Raw genomic sequence first — 19,504 nt, forward strand, 5'->3', positions numbered from 1 at the left:
TCCTTTTTTAACATTTATGAAAAAATTAAGGTAACAATGTTTAAATAGTAAGGTGATATGATAAATAATGAGTGAAACGTAAATAAATGCTTGATATGATAGGATTTATTGAATTGTTAAAAAGATGAGTAAAAGTGTTGATTAATTAGCAAAGAAGGTCTATAATGTAATTAAGGTCAAAGAAAGTCAAAGTCAAACAAAGAAGTATTTGACCATACTCTTATACAAAAAGTAGGGGTGAATAAATTTGGATATCAATCAAATGACTTATAAAGTACAAGAAGCTTTGCAAAAAGCAATTGAATTAAGTAAAGAAAATGAATTACAAAATATTGAAATTGAAGCAATACTAAAAGGAACTTTAGAAGAAGACGAAAGCTTGTTTAAAAGTATTTTAGAACGTGCAAATATAGACACTGATCAATTAAATCAAGCGTATAGTGAAAAATTGAAACACTATCCATCAGTACAAGGAGATAATGTGCAATATGGACGATATATTGGCTCAAAAGCAAACGAATTATTAAATAAAGCTGAGTCATATATGAAAGAATATGAAGATGATTATATCTCAATGGAACATATTTTACGTGCTGCTATGGATATTGATGAAACAACACAACAATTTGTAGGAAATAAAGAAGAAGTAGTCAAAGAAATTATTACTAAAGTTAGAGGGGGAAATCATGTGACTTCACAAAATCCAGAAGTAAATTATGAAGCTTTAGAGAAATATGGTAGAGATTTAGTAGAAGAAGTTCGCCAAGGCAAAATGGATCCAGTTATTGGTAGAGATGAAGAAATCCGTAATACCATTCGAATTTTAAGCCGTAAAACTAAAAATAACCCAGTATTAATTGGAGAGCCTGGTGTAGGTAAAACTGCAATTGTAGAAGGATTAGCACAACGTATTGTGCGTAAAGATGTGCCAGAATCATTGCTAGATAAAACTATTTTCGAATTAGATTTAAGTGCATTAGTTGCAGGTGCAAAATTTAGAGGTGAATTTGAAGAACGTCTTAAAGCAGTACTTAAAGAAGTGAAAGAATCAGATGGACGTATTATCCTATTTATTGATGAAATTCACATGTTAGTTGGTGCTGGTAAAACAGATGGTGCAATGGATGCTGGTAATATGTTAAAACCAATGTTAGCTCGTGGTGAATTGCATTGTATTGGTGCTACAACATTGAATGAATATCGAGAATATATTGAAAAAGATTCAGCCTTAGAACGTCGATTCCAAAAAGTAGGTGTAAGTGAACCTGACGTAGAAGATACAATTTCAATATTACGTGGTTTAAAAGAACGCTATGAAGTTTATCATGGTGTGCGTATTCAAGACCGTGCTTTAGTAGCAGCAGCAGAATTATCAGATCGTTATATTACTGATCGATTCTTACCAGATAAAGCAATTGATTTAGTCGACCAAGCATGTGCCACTATCCGAACAGAAATGGGATCAAATCCAACTGAATTAGACCAAGTTAATCGCCGTGTTATGCAATTAGAAATTGAAGAAAGTGCATTGAAAAATGAATCAGATAATGCAAGTAAACATCGATTAGAAGAATTACAAGAAGAACTTTCAAATGAAAAAGAAAAACAAACGTCATTACAATCTCGTGTAGAACAAGAAAAAGAAAAAATCGCGAAAGTTCAAGAAAAACGTGCTGAATTAGATCGTAGTCGTCAAGCTTTAGAAGATGCGCAAACAGAAAGTAATTATGAAAAAGCGGCAGAATTACAATATGGTACGATTCCACAATTAGAAAAAGAATTAAAAGAATACGAAGAAGCTTTCCATGATGAACAAGGCGATAATGAACGAATGATTCGCGAAGTTGTTTCTGATGAGGAAATTGGAGATATTGTAAGCCAATGGACAGGTATTCCAGTTTCTAAATTAGTCGAAACAGAAAGAGAAAAATTATTAAACTTAAGTGATATCTTACATGAACGTGTCGTAGGGCAAGATAAAGCGGTAGATCTTGTGTCAGATGCTGTAGTGAGAGCACGTGCAGGTATAAAAGATCCTAATCGTCCAATAGGTAGTTTCTTATTCTTAGGTCCAACTGGTGTAGGTAAAACAGAATTAGCTAAATCACTCGCTTCATCACTATTCGATTCTGAAAAACATATGATTCGTATTGACATGAGTGAATATATGGAAAAACATTCTGTTTCTAGATTAATTGGTGCGCCTCCTGGTTATGTAGGCCATGATGAAGGTGGTCAATTAACTGAAGCGGTAAGACGTAACCCATATTCAGTTATTCTACTCGACGAAGTTGAAAAAGCGCATAGTGATGTATTCAACGTGTTACTTCAAATTTTAGATGAAGGGCGTTTAACTGATTCTAAAGGTCGTAGCGTAGATTTCAAAAATACAATTATTATCATGACAAGTAATATCGGTTCACAAATATTATTAGAAAATGTTAAAGATTCTGGTGAAATTACGGAAAGCACTGAAAAAGCAGTTATGGATAGTTTACATGCATTCTTTAAACCAGAAATCTTAAACCGTATGGATGATATTGTATTATTTAAACCATTATCTATAAATGATATGAGTATGATTGTAGATAAAATTTTAACTCAATTAAATATTCGATTAATGGATCAACGTATTTCAATTGAAGTGTCAGACGAAGCTAAAAAATGGTTAGGTGAAGAAGCATACGAACCACAATTTGGTGCTAGACCACTTAAACGTTTTGTACAACGTCAAATTGAAACACCCCTCGCTCGTATGATGATTAAAGAAAATATGCCAGAAGGTACAAAAGTAAATGTTGATCTTAACGATAGTCAAGAATTAACATTTGATGTACAAAAACCTTTAGCTGAATAGTATATAAAAAGGCATTGGAAAGCAAAGCTTTCCAATGCCTTTTCTTATTATTAAACTTGTTAAGAGCGTTATATTACTCCAAACACGTAATGCAATACCATTTAGACGTCTCTATTCCCTTTACGAGCGAAATCATTAGGTTTAATCATAGCACTTAAAATGGCAATAGCAATGGTAATGATGATTGCAATAATAATTGGTTTAATCACATCTAGACTGCCGCCACCATTTAAACTATTAAGTACAAAGTTAACCATTTGTGTTAAGATTAACGCCCAAATAAAAGTTACGAGGTATTTCATATATATGACCTCCAATTTATATATATTATCATTTTAAAGTAAAGTGAATTATTTGTATAGTATTAGTAGAGAATGTATAAAAATTTGTACCAATTTTTATATGAGTTATTGACTCGTGACTGTTTAACAAAATCGTTTAATAAAGTTTAACTACTTGAGTTAGATTTAAAAAGTATGTTAAATTAATACCTGGTATTAAAAAATGAAGTGAGAAGGTGTACGTTCATGAACGTAGGTATAAAAGGTTTTGGTGCTTATGCGCCTGAGAGAGTAGTCGATAACGCCTATTTTGAAGGTTTTTTAGATACGTCTGATGAATGGATTTCAAAAATGACTGGTATTAAAGAAAGACGTTGGTCTCGTGACGATCAAGATACGTCAGACTTAGCATATGAAGCAAGTAAGAAAGCAATTGAAGATGCTGGTATTAAACCGAATGATATAGATATGATTATTGTAGCTACAGCAACTGGAGATATGCCATTTCCATCTGTAGCTAATATACTACAAGAAAAATTAGGTACTGGTAAAGTGCCTACTATGGATCAACTTGCTGCATGCTCAGGTTTCATGTATTCAATGATTACTGCAAAACAATATGTTCAATCTGGAGACTATAAAAATATTCTAGTAGTGGGTGCGGATAAATTATCCAAAATCACTGACTTAACTGATCGTTCAACTGCTGTATTATTTGGAGACGGTGCAGGTGCAGTAGTAATTGGTGAAGTCTCAGAAGGACGAGGTATTATTAGCTATGAAATGGGCTCAGATGGGTCAGGTGGAAAATACTTATATTTAAATAAAGAGACTGGTAAACTAGTAATGAATGGACGCGAAGTTTTTAAATTCGCTGTAAGAATTATGGGCGAAGCGTCTACACGTGTAGTTGAAAAAGCTGGTTTAGAATCTGATGATATTGATATGTTTATACCACATCAAGCAAATATCAGAATTATGGAATCAGCACGTGAAAGATTGGGTATTGAAAGAGAAAAAATGAGTGTTTCAGTTAACCGTTTTGGAAACACGTCAGCTGCTTCGATTCCTTTAAGTATTCAACAAGAGTTAGAAAACGGAAGAATTAAAGATGATGACACTTTAGTACTCGTAGGTTTCGGTGGCGGCCTAACATGGGGCGCTATGGTAATCAAATGGGGTAAATAGGAGGATTTAATGTATGACTGAAAACAAAAGAGTGGTAATTACAGGCATGGGTGCATTATCACCTATTGGAAACGATGCCCAAACAAATTGGGAAAATGCCTTAAAAGGTGTCAATGGAATTGATACAATTACACGCGTTGATACTGAAGAATATAACGTTCATTTAGCAGGTGAATTAAAAGACTTTAATATTGAAGATCATATTTCGAAAAAAGATGCGCGTCGCATGGATCGTTTTACACAATATGCAGTAGTAGCGGCAAGACAAGCTGTAGAAGATGCTAATTTAACTATCAATGACGATAATGCTAATCGTATCGGTGTATGGATTGGTTCAGGTATTGGTGGAATGGAAACATTTGAAGTTGCACATACAATACTGAAGAATAAGGGACCAAGAAGAGTTAGTCCTTTCTTTGTTCCAATGCTTATTCCTGACATGGCTACTGGCCAAGTTTCAATTGATTTAGGTGCAAAAGGACCTAATGGTTCAACTGTTACTGCTTGCGCCACAGGTACAAATTCTATCGGTGAAGCATTTAAAATCATTCAAAGAGGTGCTGCTGATGCTATGATTACTGGGGGTACTGAAGCACCTATTACGCATATGGCACTTGCAGGATTCAGTGCAAGTCGTGCATTATCAACAAACGATGATAAAGAAACAGCTTGTCGTCCTTTCCAAGAAGGACGTGATGGATTTATCATGGGTGAAGGCGCTGGTATCTTAGTCATTGAATCATTAGAATCAGCACAAACACGTGGCGCACAAATTTACGCTGAAATTGTAGGATATGGTTCAACTGGAGATGCTTATCACATTACTGCACCAGCACCTGAAGGCGAAGGTGGTTCTCGTGCAATGCAAGCGGCTTTAGATGATGCAGGTATTGAAGCTAAAGATATTCAATACTTAAATGCACATGGTACAAGTACGCCAGTAGGTGACTTGTATGAAATTAAAGCGATTAAAAATACATTTGGAGATGCAGCTAAAAACTTAAAAATTAGTTCAACTAAATCGATGACAGGACATTTATTAGGTGCTACTGGGGGAATTGAAGCAATTTTCTCTGCATTATCTATTCGTGACTCTAAAGTTGCACCGACGATTCATGCAGATTCACCAGATCCAGAATGTGACTTAGATATTGTTCCTAATGAAGCACAAGATTTAGAAATTGAATATGCAATGAGTAATAGTCTAGGTTTCGGTGGACATAACGCAGTATTAGTATTTAAAAAGTTTAAAGATTAAAAATTAAGTTAAGAGTAGAAAACCATGCAATAATATGCATGGTTTTTTTATGTTTATAGAAAAATTGAAATAAGAATAGTCAAAATGAAGTAAAATGCACATAGTATTAGAGCAGGTAGTAACCATGTTGAAATGGTATAATGCTCTTTTTTTACTTGTTTTGGATTGAAAAAGTCATCGTTCTCTAAAGTTTTTTTCTTAGAGCGAGAAGCGAGTTGATAACGCATGCGTCTAAAACCAAAACTTGTAGCATCAAATATACCTTCTTGTACAAGGAGAAGTAAAAATAACAATATAAATAATACAAGTGATATATAAAATAAGATATCAACAAATGAGATAAAGGAATGTTGAGTTACGAACATCCAAAGTAAAAAAGTAGATATGAGTGGCAAAAAGAGCCATATAAACCAAGTTTTAATATTGTTCATGTATATCTCCAACCTTCTTATCTATATAGTCTAATTTACTGTAAACTTACTATAAATAAAATCTAAAATATATATTCTTTTAAATAATATATATAAAAATTACACTTATATTAAGAAAATGTAAAATTATATTGCAATTTTATGTAAAAAGTATATATAATATGTATAAATATTTCTGAAAATTTTGAAGGGAATGTTAATTTTGAATATTTAGTAAAGGGGGACTATATGATGACGCGATATATATTAAAACGTTTGGGATATATGGTTTTATCGTTATTTATTATCATCACAATTACATTTTTCTTAATGAAAATGATGCCTGGATCACCATTTAATGATGCTAAATTAAGCGCTGAGCAAAAAGCAATTTTAAACGAAAAATATGGATTAAACGATCCAGTAGCAGTGCAATATCTTCATTATTTAAAAAATGTAGTAACTGGGGATTTTGGCTATTCGTTCCAATATCATAATCAACCAGTTTGGTCATTAATTAGACCTAGATTGATTCCTTCTATGGAAATGGGTATTACTGCAATGATTATTGGAGTGATTTTAGGTTTAATTTTAGGCGTAGCAGCTGCTACGAAACAAAACACTTGGGTAGACTATACAACTACTGTTATTTCAGTTATAGCAGTATCAGTACCTTCATTCGTCTTAGCAGTACTATTACAATACGTTTTTGCAGTACGTTTAAGATGGTTTCCAGTGGCAGGATGGGAAGGATTTTCAACTGCAGTGTTGCCTTCCTTAGCATTATCAGCAAGTGTAATGGCCACAGTAGCTCGTTACATTCGAGCTGAAATGATAGAGGTACTAAGTTCTGATTACATATTATTAGCAAGAGCTAAAGGTAACTCGCCGATAAGAGTCCTTTTTGGGCATGCATTAAGAAATGCATTAATTCCTATTATTACAATTATTGTTCCAATGTTAGCCGGTATTTTAACAGGGACTTTGACTATTGAAAATATCTTTGGTGTACCCGGTTTAGGGGACCAATTCGTTAGATCGATTACAACAAATGATTTCTCAGTTATTATGGCTACTACAATTTTATTTAGTACATTATTTATCGTTTCAATTTTTATCGTAGATATTCTTTATGGTGTAATTGATCCAAGAATCCGTGTACAAGGAGGTAAAAAATAATGCCTGAAAATTTTAATAAACCATTTGATGACCATTCAAATGCAGCGATGTCACATACCTCTGAGGGAGCGGTTGGGACGGATTTTGTTATTAGAGAACTCGATTTAAATAAAGAACCAGAAATACAACGTGAAAGTAAAAACTTCTGGCAAGATGCTTGGACACAGTTGAAAAGAAATAAACTAGCTATTGTCGGTTTGATTGGACTCATTTTAATTGTCATTCTTGCATTTGTAGGACCAGCATTTAGTAAACATGATTATGCCGAACAAGATGTTACTAGACGAAATTTACCTGCTAAAATTCCAGTACTAGATCAAGTACACTTTTTACCTTTTGATGGAACAGGAGCAGATGGTAAGAGCGCTTATAAAGAAGCGGGCGTGAAAGAAAACTTTTGGTTTGGTACAGATCAATTAGGTCGTGATCTTTGGACTAGAACATGGAAAGGTGCTCAAATTTCATTATTTATTGGCATTGTAGCTGCTGCACTAGATATCTTTATAGGGGTCGTTTATGGCGCTATTTCAGGATTTTTTGGGGGACGTGTTGACAATGTGATGCAACGTATTTTAGAAATTATAGCATCTATTCCTAATCTTATTATTGTTATTTTATTTGTATTGATATTTGAACCATCTATTTGGACGATTATTTTAGCTATGTCTATCACCGGATGGTTAGGTATGAGTAGAGTAGTGCGTGGTGAATTTTTAAAACTAAAAAGTCAAGAATTTGTAATGGCTTCAAGAACATTGGGAGCTTCAAAATTTAAATTAATTTTTAAACATATTTTACCAAATACACTAGGTGCCATTGTAGTAACATCTATGTTTACTGTACCAAGTGCAATTTTCTTCGAAGCATTTTTAAGCTTTATTGGTATAGGGGTACCTGCACCGAAAACATCACTTGGTTCACTCGTAAATGATGGACGAGCAATGTTGTTAATACACCCACATGAATTATTTATTCCAGCTACAGTATTAAGTTTATTAATCTTATTCTTTTACTTATTTAGTGACGGATTACGCGATGCATTTGATCCAAAAATGCGTAAATAACAAAGGAGGCAAAATCTATGTCAGAAAGAGTGTTAGAAGTGAACAACTTGCATGTTTCCTTTGATATTACTGCCGGGGAAGTGCAAGCGGTTAGAGGAGTAGATTTCTTTTTAAATAAAGGGGAAACATTAGCGATTGTCGGAGAATCAGGTTCTGGCAAATCTGTAACAACAAAAGCAATTACAAAATTATTCCAGGGTGATACAGGGAGAATTAAAAAAGGGACAATTAATTTTTTAGGGGAAGATTTAGCAATTAAATCTGAAAAAGAATTAAACAAACTTCGTGGTAAAGATATTTCTATGATATTTCAAGACCCTATGACGTCATTAAATCCTACGATGCAAATTGGTAAGCAAGTCATGGAACCTTTAATAAAACATCGTCATTATAGTAAATCTGAAGCAAAGAAACGTGCACTTGAGATTTTAAATTTAGTAGGACTGCCTAATGCAGAAAAAAGATTTAAAGCATATCCCCATCAATTTTCTGGGGGACAACGTCAAAGAATTGTTATTGCAACTGCCTTGGCATGCGAACCTAAAATTTTAATTGCAGATGAACCAACGACAGCACTTGATGTAACAATGCAAGCACAGATTTTAGATTTAATGAAAGAATTACAACAAAAAATTGAAACATCTATTATATTTATTACACATGACTTAGGGGTAGTAGCAAATGTGGCTGATAGAGTGGCTGTTATGTATGGTGGGCAAATGATTGAGACTGGACATGTCGATGAAATCTTCTATGATCCAAAACATCCATATACATGGGGATTATTATCTTCAATGCCTGATTTAACGACAAGTAACGAGACAGAGTTAATTGCAATTCCAGGTACCCCGCCTGATTTATTACATCCACCAAAAGGTGATGCATTTGCAAGACGTAGTCAATATGCACTAGACATTGACTTTAAGGAAGCACCACCATGGTTTAAAGTATCGCCTACTCATTATGTGAAATCATGGTTGTTAGACGAACGCGCCCCAAAAGTTGAACCGCCGGAAATGGTGAAAAAGAGACAACGTCAAATGTCTAATAATTACGACAAACCACGTCGAGTAGAAAGGGTGTCGTTCAATGGAGAAGAGTAAAGAAGTATTATTAGAAATAAAAAATGTGAAGCAGTATTTTAATGAAGGCAAACGTAATGAAGTTAGAGCAATAGAAAATATTTCATTTAATATTTATAAGGGAGAAACATTGGGGTTAGTAGGAGAATCTGGATGTGGGAAATCTACAACTGGAAAAGCAATTATTAAACTAAATGATATTACAGATGGTGAAATTCTTTACGAAGGACAGGACATCCAGAAGATTACTAAAAGAAAAGAGTTATTAAATTTCAATAAGAAAATTCAAATGATTTTTCAAGATCCATATGCATCTTTAAACCCACGTCTAAAGGTCATGGATATTGTAGCAGAAGGTATTGATATTCATAAGTTAGCAAGTAATAAAAAAGATCGTAAACGTCGTGTATATGATTTGCTAGAAACAGTAGGTTTAAGTAAGGAACATGCGAATCGTTATCCTCACGAGTTCTCTGGTGGACAACGTCAACGTATAGGAATTGCTCGTGCGTTAGCTGTAGAACCTGAGTTTATTATTGCGGATGAGCCTATTTCTGCATTGGATGTGTCTATTCAAGCTCAAGTAGTGAATTTAATGCTGAAATTGCAAAAAGAACGAGGTATTACTTTCCTATTTATTGCCCATGATTTATCAATGGTTAAATATATTTCTGATCGTATAGCAGTAATGCATTTTGGAAAAATTGTAGAATTAGGAACGTCTGACGAAATTTATTATCATCCTTTACATGATTATACTAAATCACTGTTATCTGCGATTCCTCAACCTGATCCTGATAGTGAAAGAACAAGAAAACGAATTGTGTATGAAGAAGATGAATCTAAAAATGCAGAACGTAGACTGCAAGAAATTAGACCTAATCATTACGTTTTTGTAACAGATGAAGAAGCAGTACGTTTAAAAGAACAAGATCAAACTCATCTTCAACATAATTAAGTCTGAGGAAGGGAGGACAAGAATGTGAAGAAAAAATATAAATATTTAACGCTATTAGTTATTGTCACTTTAATACTATCAGCGTGTAGTAACAAAAAAAGTTTATATTCTGATGAAGGACAGGTATTCAGAAAAATAATTACTCAAGATATAACTACTTTAGATACAGCTCTTATTACAGATGCTGTTTCTAGCGATGTTGCTGGTCAAACTTTCGAAGGATTATATTCAATAGATAAAAATGATAAAGTAACTTTAGGTGTAGCAAAAGAAACACCACAAAAAAGTAATGGTGGTAAAACTCTGACTATCAATTTAAGAAAAGATGCAAAATGGTCAAACGGAGATCCTGTAACAGCGCATGACTTTGTTTATGCATGGAGAAAAGTTGTAGATCCAAAAACCGCCTCTGAATTTGCATATATAATGAGTGATATAAAAAATGCAGATTTAGTTAATACTGGAAAAAAACCATTAAATTCTTTAGGAATCAAAGCGTTAAATAAATATAAACTTCAAATTGATTTAGAAAGACCGGTACCGTACATAAATGAATTACTTGCTTTAAGTACTTTTTATCCACAAGATGCTAAAATTGCCAAAAAATATGGTAAAAAATATGGAACGAATGCTGAAAGAGCAGTTTATAATGGTCCATTCAAAGTTACTAATTGGCAGGTAGAAGATAAAATACAATTGGTAAAAAATAATCAATATTGGGATAAGAAAAGCGTTAAATTAGATAAAGTAAATTATAAAGTTTTAAAAGATCAACAAGCTGGCGCTTCTTTATATGATACTAATTCAATTGATGATACAATCATCACTTCTGAACAAGTTGATAAATATAAAGGCAGTAAAGAATTAAACTATCGGTTAACTGCTGCTACTTTTTATATTAAAATGAATGAAAAAACAGTGCCTGAATTTAAAAATAAAAATTTGAGATTAGCTATTGCACAAGCTATCAATAAAAAAGGGTATGTAAAAACTGTTTTAAATGATGGGTCTCTTGCTTCAAATAATTTCACGGGAATAGGTACAGCGAAGACGCCTGACGGTAAAGACTTTGCAAGTACAGTTGAGTCTCCTTTAAAATATAATCCTAAGGTAGCAAAACAAAATTGGGAAAAGGCAAAAAAAGAATTAGGTAAAAAAGAGTTTGCATTTACAATGAATACGCAAGATACACCAGCTTCTAAAATAGCTGCAGAGTATATTAAATCTCAAGTTGAATCAAACTTACCAGGTGTTACATTAAAAATTAAACAAATGCCATTTAAACAAAAAACCACTTTAGAATTAGCTAATAATTACGAAGCGACTTATTCAGGTTGGAGTCCAGATTATCCTGATCCAACAGCATTTTTAGAAACAATGACTAAGGATAATGCTCAAAATAATACTGATTGGGATAACAAAGAATATAACAGGCTTTTAAAAGAATCAAATAGTTCATTGTTACGTGAAACAGAAAAAAGAAATGAAGCGCTACAACGTGCGGAAAGTATCTTGCTTCATGATGCACCAGTAGCTCCTGTTTATCAAAAAGGTGAAGCACACTTAACTAATCCACAGGTCAAAGGATTACAGTATCATAAAATCGGTCCAGATACTACATTGAAACATGTATATATCGATAAATCAATTGATCGTGAAACAGGAAAAAAGAAAGATAACTAATTAAATATTCAAAAAAGTAATCTCAAGTTATAATACTTGGGGTTATTTTTATTTAAAAATTTAAATAATATAATTATCAGAAAATTCTTAAAATATATTTGTTAAATTTTATTTTAGAAGTAAAATAAGAAAAACATCATAGAATATACAGGAGGCTTGATATTAATGAAAGTAATTGGAAAGTATTTAATTCTTTTATTAGTAGCAATATTAGTATTGAGTGGATGTGGAAAAGGCGGAGGAAATTCTAAAGACGCTACTACATCTAAAACTGAAACATCTAATCATAAGGGTGGAGTATTAAATGTAGCTCTAAATGCTGCACCTTCAGGAACTTTATCATCTTTATTAAGTTCTGACGCTTCGGACTCATCAGTAGAAAATTATTTTAATGAGGTACTTATTAAACTTGATAAAAATTTAAAACCTAAGCCATATATTGCATCTTGGAAAGACATTGATCCAGGCAAAAAAATTAAATTTTCAATTAAAAAAGGAATTAAATGGCATGATGGTAATGAATTAACGATTGACGATTGGATTTATTCTTTAAATGTGTTAGCAGATAAAGACTATAATGGAAATTATTATCCAGTAGTTGAAAATATCGAGGGATCTAAAGAAAAACATGAAGGCCAAGCAGATTCAATTAGTGGTATTAAAAAAGTAGATAAATACACTATGGAAGTGACTTTCAAAGATAAAAAAGTTAATTATCTAGAAAATTTCTTTGCTGGACCTTTATTAAGTAAGAAATATTTAAGTGATGTTCCTGTAAAAGACCTAGCTAAGTCAGATAAGATTAGAAAACATCCAATAGGTATTGGACCATACAAAGTTAAAAAGGTAGTCCAAGGTGAAGCGGTACAATTGGAAAAATTTAATGACTACTGGCAAGGAAAACCAGGGTTAGACAAAATAAATTTAAAAGTAATTGATCAAACACAAATCGTTAAAGCTATGAAAAATGGTGAAATCGATATGACTGATAGTACTACTGGTAGTATTGCTCAAGAAGCTAAAAAATCAGGAGATGGAAAACTTAAAGTATTGTCAACTCCAGGCACAGATTATGCAGTAATAGGATTTGTATCTCATGATTATGATAAAGATAAAAATAAAACTGGAGCAGAACGTCCAAAATATAAAGAAAAAGAGCTTAGACAAGCAATGTTATACGCAATTGATAGAAAAAAATGGATAAAAGCGTTTTATCAAGGATATGGTAAAGAACTAAATAGCTTTGTACCATCAATTCATTGGATTGCAGCTAATCAAAAAGATTTAAATGACTATAACTATGATCCAGAAAAAGCTAAAAAAATATTAGATAAATTAGGATATAAAGATAGAAATGGTGATGGGTTCAGAGAAGACCCTAATGGTAAACCATTTGAAATTAATTTAAAACACTATTCTGGATCAAATCCAACATTTGAACCTAGAACTGCAGCAATTAAAGATTTCTGGGAAAAAGTCGGCTTGAAAACGAATGTGAAAATGGTGGAATTTGGTAAATATAATGATGACTTAGCTCAAGCTTCTAAAGATATGGAAGTTTACTTTAGAACATGGACAGGTGGTTCTGATCCAGATCCTTCTGATTTATATCATTCTGATAGACCACAAAATGAAATGCGTACTACAGATAAAACTTCTGATAAATTATTAGATGATGCATTGGATTTCTCAAAAGTAGGAAATAATGATAAAAAACGTAAAAAAATATATCTAGAATGGCAAAAACATACTAATGATACACTACCAGCATTACCTATTGTTCAATTAGACACTCTAACTGTCGTTAATGACAAAGTGAAAAATGTGGACATTAAAATAGGATCAGATATGGATTTATATAAATTAACCAAAGAATGATTAGGATAAACCTCGACTTTAGTCGGGGTTTATTGATTGGAGTAAGCGATGGATAAATATTTATTAGAAATTAAAGATTTAGAAACTTCGATTAAAATTGAAAATAAATGGTATCCGACAATTGATCAGATATCTTTAAACTTAGAAAAAAATGAAATATTAGGTGTTGTGGGAGAATCGGGTTGTGGAAAATCTATACTTAATAAATCGGTTATTAGATTATTGCCTGATAGACTTTCAAAAATTACAAATGGAAAAGTCATATTTGATAGTAAAGATTTAACGAAAATAACAGAAAAAGAATATCAAAATATTCGTGGCAAAGAAATAGGTATGATCTTTCAGGAACCAATGACTGCATTAAATCCAGTTTTTAAAATTAAGGAACAAATTATTGAACCTATAAGTTTACATTTAAAAAAGAATAAAAAAGAAGCATATCAATTGGCAAAACAGTTATTAGAAGACGTTGGTATAGCAAGAGTAGAAGAAGTATTAAATAGTTATCCCCATCAACTATCAGGTGGAATGCGTCAAAGAGTGATGATTGCTATTGCCATTTCATGTAATCCTAAATTATTAATTGCAGATGAACCTACAACTGCCTTAGATGTTACGGTTCAAGCACAAATTCTAGATTTACTAAAGAAATTACAACGAAAAAATAAAATGGCTATTATTTTAGTAACTCATGATTTAAGTGTTGTATCTGAATTTTGTGATTCAGTCATGGTCATGTATGCTGGCCAAGTTGTTGAATATGGAAATTTGAAAGACGTAATGGTGAATCCTAAACATCCATATACAAAAAAATTATTAAATACAATTCCAAAATTAGATGAAGATACTGAATATCTTGAAGTTATAGAGGGACTAGTTCCAAATATAACAGAATTTAATAATAAGCAATGTCGTTTTGTTAATAGATGCCCTAAAAAAATGAATATCTGTAGTCAATGCGAACCCAAGCTTCTAAATATAAATAATAGTAAGGTACGTTGTCATTTATTCAATGATTAGAAAGGAAAAGAAATATGGATTACATCTTAGAAATACAGAATTTAAAAACATACTATTCTATTAAAAATGGTCTTTTTAAAAAGAATCAATATGTAAGAGCGGTAGATAATATCACATTAAAAATAAAAAAAGGACAAACATTTGGTTTAGTAGGTGAATCAGGTTGTGGGAAATCTACTCTTGGGAAGTCTGTTGTACGCTTAGAAAATATAACATCTGGCGATATTAAAATATGCGGTAGAAGTATTACTAAACTTAAAGGTAAAGAATTAAGAAATGCACGCAAAGATTTTCAGATGATTTTTCAAGATCCTTATGCATCTTTAAACCCTATGCAAATGGTTGGTGATATTGTAGGTGAACCCTTACTAAATTATCATCTTGTAGATAAAAAGAATTTGAAAGATGAAGTACTATACTTATTAAAATGTGTAGGTATGAGCGAAGATGCATATTATAAATATACTCACCAATTTTCAGGAGGACAGCGTCAAAGAATTGGAATTGCTAGAGCTTTAGCAATACGACCTATGTTAATTGTTGCAGATGAACCTGTTAGTGCATTAGATGTATCAGTACAATCACAAGTTTTAAATCTATTGAAAAATTTACAAAAAGAATTTAGTCTCAGTTATCTCTTTATAGCACATGACTTAAGCGTTGTGAAACATATTAGTGATGTCATAGGCGTAATGTATCTAGGTCATTTGGTTGAAATAGCGGATAGCCATGAACTATATACTCATGCTTATCATCCATATACTAAAGCACTTATATCTTCAATCCCACAATTTAATAAACAAAAATCAAATAGAGTTATTTTAAATGGAGAATTACCTTCTCCAAGTAATCCACCACAAGGATGTCCGTTTCACACTAGGTGTCCAATAGCAAAAAAAATATGTTCAGAAAAAAGACCTAAATTAAAAGAAATTAAGCCTAATCATTATGTTGCTTGTTTCTATAGCGAAGGAGGAGAGTGAAGTGCTAAGACTTATAATAAAAAGATTTTTATTAATGATTCCTTTACTGTTTTTGATATCTATAGTGGTATTTAGTTTAGCAATCATTCAACCTGGTGATCCATTTACAGGACAATATAATCCTCATGTTAAACAAGAGGCAATTGAAGCTCAAAAAGAAAAATTAGGTCTTAATGACTCAATTCCTAAACAATATATTAGATGGGTAAATAATGTGACTCATGGTAATCTAGGAGAATCAATTAAATATAAACGACCAGTACTTGAATTAATAAGTGAACGTATACCTAATACAATATTATTAGGGACAGTTTCGTTAATCATTACATACATATTATCTTTTATATTAGGGATTATATCTGGTAGATATGCCTATACACTAAGTGATTATACAATTCAAATATTCAACTATATTATGCTAGCTATTCCTTCATTTATAGCAGGTGTTTTTGCAATATATTTATTCGCATTTCAAATTCCAATATTTCCTTTTCAAGGCTCTGTTGATATTAATTTAGAAGAAGGAACGTTTAGTTACTATATAAGTAAAATATATCATACGTTATTACCTGCTTTAACATTAGGTTTGTTATCTACTGCTGGTTATATTCAATACCTTAGAAATGATATTATTGATAATTCAAATAAAGATTATGTTCTAACAGCGAAAGCTAAGGGTTTATCAACTAATAAAATTTATAATAAGCATATTTTACGAAATTCACTTATTCCTATAATTACATTTTTAGGGGCAGATATTGTAAGTATTTTAGGTGGCGCAGTAATAACTGAAACTATTTTTTCATTTAATGGTATAGGAAAATTATTTTTAGAATCAGTAACAGGCCAAGATTATCCATTAATGATGGCTTTAACACTTTTCTTTTCATTCTTAGGTCTATTTGGCAATCTTATCTCTGATATTACATATAATTTTATAGATCCAAGAATTCACAGTAATTAAATAAAAGAGGCAAGAGTATTATGAAAAAAGAACGAAGCAGTAAAAAAAATTCTACTAAAAAAATTTATTCTCCAACACAATTAGCTTTAAAAAAGTTTTTAAAAAATAAAATTGCAATGGTATCTTTAATATTTTTATTTTTCTTAGCTATTATTTCTATTATTGCACCGTTATTAGCTCCTCTACCAATTAATCAACAAGATCTTTTAAATATTAAAGGTGATATGTCTTCACATAATATTTTAGGCACTGATTCTGGAGGAAGAGACAATTTTAGCAGATTATTATATGCAGGGAGAGTTTCATTAACTATTGGACTAACTTCGACTATTGGTATGTTGATCATTGGAATTACAATTGGAGTAATATCAGGTTATTTTGGAGGTGTAACTGACACAATATTAATGAGAATTACAGAATTTGTGATGTTATTTCCATTTTTAATTTTTGCAATTGTTCTAAATGCAGCATTAGGAGATAAAATTAAAAATCCATACGGTTCTGCATTGATTTTAATAGTGGTTATTATCATTTTAAGTTGGGGCGGGATAGCGAGACTTATAAGAGGTAAAGTGATGCAAGAAAAAGAAAATGAGTATTTCTTAGCAGCTAAATCCATAGGAACTCCTACACATAAAATTATCTTAAAACACTTATTACCTAATATTATTAGTGTTGTTATTGTTCAAGCGACATTAACCTTTGCTGGTATGATTGTAGTTGAATCAGGACTAAGTTTTTTAGGATTTGGTATTAGTAAGTCTATTCCTTCATGGGGAAATATGTTAAGCGATGCTCAAGAAGGCGATGTAATTAGTTCTAAACCATGGATTTGGATGCCTCCTGCACTAATGATTATGTTTACTATATTAAGTATTAATTTTGTTGGTGAAGGTTTAAAAGATGCGTTTAATCCAAAAGATAGAAGATAATGATAAAAAAGCGACTGATCAATATTGATCAGTCGCTTTTTAATTTATCTCTTACGTCCTAAGCCCATTGCACGTTCCATTTTTTTCAATGTTTTAAAAGAAGCTTTTTGGGCTTTGTCACGTCCTTGATCTAAGATGTCATCTAATTTATCTGAATTATAAAATTCGTTATATTTTTCTTGGAAATGTACTAAAAAGTCTTTAACAACTTCTGATAAATCCGTTTTGAACTTTCCATATCCTTCATTCTCATACTGTGTTTCAAGATCTTTAATTGATTTATCAGTTAAACTTGAATAAATAGTCAATAAATTAGAAATTCCTGGTTTATTGTCTTTATCAAATTTGATAATACCATCTGAATCAGTTACAGCACTTTTAATTTTTTTCGCTGCAACATTTGGTTCGTCTAGTAATGAGATAAAGTTTTTTTGATTATCATCACTTTTACTCATTTTCTTTGTTGGGTCCTGTAAACTCATTACACGTCCACCAACTTTTGGCATACGAATTTCTGGTTTAACTAATATATCGTTATAACGACTATTAAAACGTTCTACTAAATTTCTAGTAAGTTCCATATGTTGTTTTTGGTCTTCACCTACGGGCACAATATTTGTATTATAAATAACAATATCAGCTGCCATTAAAGGTGGATAAGTTAATAAACCAGCTGGAATACCATCCGTACGTTTTTGTGCTTTATCTTTATATTGCGTCATACGTTCAAGCTCACCAACACTTGAAATAGTCGTTAACATCCAACCGGCTTGAACATGTGCTGGAACTTCTGATTGAATAAATAATGTTGATTTATCTGGATCAATACCTGAAGCTAAATAAATTGCTGCTAACTGACGAATTTGTTTACGTAATTTGATTTTATCTTGTGGGACGGTAATCGCATGTTGGTCTACAATACAAAAGTAACAGTTGTAATCGTTTTGTACTTCTGCAAATTGTTTTAATGCACCAATATAGTTACCTAATGTAGGTATCCCACTTGGCTGTATTCCTGAAAATAATGTCTCCATATAGATGCCTACTTTCTTTAAAAATAATTCATTTTAACTAGATTATAACAGTATTTTTTTAAATTGTAAGTTATGTTATAATAGAGGTATATATGAGAGATTAGATTTTGTATAGGAATTTTTAGAAAATTTGAAATTTCTCAGAAAAATTAGGATTTTCTCATTTAATTTTAATGTTAACATATTATACTTATAATATAAGCTTAAGACAAATTAGTATAATTATTAATATAATGAATAATATTTATTCAATAGGAGAGTGAGATGTATGGTAACATTATTTACATCACCAAGTTGCACATCTTGCCGTAAAGCGAAAGCATGGTTACAAGAACATGATATTCCGTATACGGAGCGTAACATTTTTTCTGAACATTTAACAATTGATGAAATTAAACAAATTTTAAAAATGACTGAAGATGGAACAGATGAAATTATTTCAACTCGTTCTAAAACTTATCAAAAATTAAACGTAGATATTGATTCTTTACCACTGCAAGATTTATATACGATTATTCAAGATAATCCTGGACTATTACGTCGTCCAATTATTTTAGACGAAAAACGCTTGCAAGTTGGATATAACGAAGATGAAATCAGACGTTTCTTACCTAGAAAGGTTCGTACTTTCCAATTACAAGAAGCGCAACGTTTAGTCGACTAATATTTAAAATTTAAGAACCTATTATTTAACAGCACTGGCTTAGCTATAGTGCTGTTTTTTATAATAAAA

At 31.6% G+C, this 19,504-nt stretch carries 17 protein-coding genes; 14 read left to right on the forward strand and 3 right to left on the reverse strand.

The annotated features are described in order from the left end of the window. Nucleotides 1–247 precede the first annotated feature (247 nt). Complete coding sequence (gene clpB, locus HMPREF2881_RS08480) at nt 248–2,857, forward strand: ATP-dependent chaperone ClpB (RefSeq protein WP_002488317.1); 2,610 nt, start codon at nt 248–250, stop codon at nt 2,855–2,857. Nucleotides 2,858–2,958: 101 nt separating this feature from the next. Here the strand turns inward: clpB and HMPREF2881_RS08485 are convergent, their stop codons facing one another. After that, a complete protein-coding gene (locus tag HMPREF2881_RS08485) occupies nt 2,959–3,159 on the reverse strand; it encodes a DUF2929 family protein (protein ID WP_002448243.1) in 201 nt (66 codons plus the stop codon). Between the two features lie 225 nt (nt 3,160–3,384). Here HMPREF2881_RS08485 and HMPREF2881_RS08490 point away from each other — a divergent pair, with 225 nt between their 5' ends. Further along, on the forward strand, nt 3,385–4,326 hold the full coding sequence (locus HMPREF2881_RS08490) for a beta-ketoacyl-ACP synthase III (RefSeq protein WP_002488368.1): 942 nt from the start codon (nt 3,385–3,387) through the stop codon (nt 4,324–4,326). Between the two features lie 13 nt (nt 4,327–4,339). After that, entirely contained in the window at nt 4,340–5,584 is a 1,245-nt protein-coding gene (gene fabF / locus HMPREF2881_RS08495) for a beta-ketoacyl-ACP synthase II (protein ID WP_002488382.1), read from the forward strand. Between the two features lie 53 nt (nt 5,585–5,637). On the opposite strand, the gene HMPREF2881_RS08500 is transcribed toward fabF, so the two are convergent. Beyond that, a complete protein-coding gene (locus HMPREF2881_RS08500; protein ID WP_002488316.1) occupies nt 5,638–6,015 on the reverse strand; it encodes a DUF3899 domain-containing protein in 378 nt (125 codons plus the stop codon). Nucleotides 6,016–6,246: 231 nt separating this feature from the next. On the opposite strand from HMPREF2881_RS08500, the gene opp3b reads away from it, so the two are divergent. The 10 genes from opp3b to opp4C all read left to right on the forward strand — a co-directional run bounded on the left by opp3b (nt 6,247) and on the right by opp4C (nt 17,737). Further along, nucleotides 6,247–7,173: an oligopeptide ABC transporter permease gene (gene opp3b, locus HMPREF2881_RS08505; protein WP_037554449.1), complete on the forward strand. Its 927-nt coding sequence runs from the start codon at nt 6,247–6,249 to the stop codon at nt 7,171–7,173. Then, nucleotides 7,173–8,237: an oligopeptide ABC transporter permease gene (gene opp3C, locus HMPREF2881_RS08510; RefSeq protein WP_002448155.1), complete on the forward strand. Its 1,065-nt coding sequence runs from the start codon at nt 7,173–7,175 to the stop codon at nt 8,235–8,237. Before opp3b ends, opp3C begins: the two co-directional genes overlap by 1 nt. A 17-nt stretch (nt 8,238–8,254) precedes the next feature. Next, nucleotides 8,255–9,340, forward strand: a complete 1,086-nt coding sequence (locus HMPREF2881_RS08515) for an ABC transporter ATP-binding protein (protein WP_002488359.1) — start codon at nt 8,255–8,257, stop codon at nt 9,338–9,340. Next, nucleotides 9,327–10,277 (forward strand): ABC transporter ATP-binding protein, encoded by a 951-nt coding sequence (locus HMPREF2881_RS08520; RefSeq protein WP_002488384.1) that lies wholly within the window; start codon nt 9,327–9,329, stop codon nt 10,275–10,277. The genes HMPREF2881_RS08515 and HMPREF2881_RS08520 overlap by 14 nt, the downstream gene beginning before the upstream one ends. Before the next feature lie 24 nt (nt 10,278–10,301). After that, nucleotides 10,302–11,960 carry a peptide ABC transporter substrate-binding protein gene (locus HMPREF2881_RS08525; RefSeq protein ID WP_002488340.1) on the forward strand — a complete coding sequence of 553 codons (1,659 nt, stop codon included), beginning with the start codon at nt 10,302–10,304 and terminating at the stop codon, nt 11,958–11,960. Nucleotides 11,961–12,125: 165 nt separating this feature from the next. Then, entirely contained in the window at nt 12,126–13,838 is a 1,713-nt protein-coding gene (opp4A, locus tag HMPREF2881_RS08530; protein ID WP_002488371.1) for an oligopeptide ABC transporter substrate-binding protein, read from the forward strand. Nucleotides 13,839–13,886: 48 nt separating this feature from the next. Next, nucleotides 13,887–14,858 (forward strand): ABC transporter ATP-binding protein, encoded by a 972-nt coding sequence (locus HMPREF2881_RS08535; protein ID WP_002488334.1) that lies wholly within the window; start codon nt 13,887–13,889, stop codon nt 14,856–14,858. A 14-nt stretch (nt 14,859–14,872) separates the two neighbouring features. Next, nucleotides 14,873–15,841, forward strand: coding sequence for an ABC transporter ATP-binding protein (locus tag HMPREF2881_RS08540; protein ID WP_002488378.1), 969 nt, complete (start codon nt 14,873–14,875; stop codon nt 15,839–15,841). A 1-nt stretch (nt 15,842) separates the two neighbouring features. Further along, nucleotides 15,843–16,805, forward strand: coding sequence for an oligopeptide ABC transporter permease (gene opp4B, locus HMPREF2881_RS08545; protein ID WP_002488341.1), 963 nt, complete (start codon nt 15,843–15,845; stop codon nt 16,803–16,805). 20 nt (nt 16,806–16,825) lie between these two features. Next, nucleotides 16,826–17,737: an oligopeptide ABC transporter permease gene (gene opp4C, locus HMPREF2881_RS08550; RefSeq protein ID WP_002488320.1), complete on the forward strand. Its 912-nt coding sequence runs from the start codon at nt 16,826–16,828 to the stop codon at nt 17,735–17,737. 44 nt (nt 17,738–17,781) lie between these two features. Here the strand turns inward: opp4C and trpS are convergent, their stop codons facing one another. Beyond that, the gene (gene trpS / locus HMPREF2881_RS08555; RefSeq protein ID WP_002488385.1) at nt 17,782–18,771 is read right to left on the reverse strand and encodes a tryptophan--tRNA ligase; all 990 of its coding nucleotides are present in this window, start codon (nt 18,769–18,771) and stop codon (nt 17,782–17,784) included. Between the two features lie 268 nt (nt 18,772–19,039). Here trpS and spxA point away from each other — a divergent pair, with 268 nt between their 5' ends. Then, nucleotides 19,040–19,435 carry a transcriptional regulator SpxA gene (gene spxA / locus HMPREF2881_RS08560; RefSeq protein WP_002448146.1) on the forward strand — a complete coding sequence of 132 codons (396 nt, stop codon included), beginning with the start codon at nt 19,040–19,042 and terminating at the stop codon, nt 19,433–19,435. Nucleotides 19,436–19,504 lie beyond the last annotated feature (69 nt).

It is taken from the genome of Staphylococcus sp. HMSC057A08 (genome assembly GCF_001812925.1).
In the GTDB taxonomy this organism is placed as follows: domain Bacteria; phylum Bacillota; class Bacilli; order Staphylococcales; family Staphylococcaceae; genus Staphylococcus; species Staphylococcus hominis.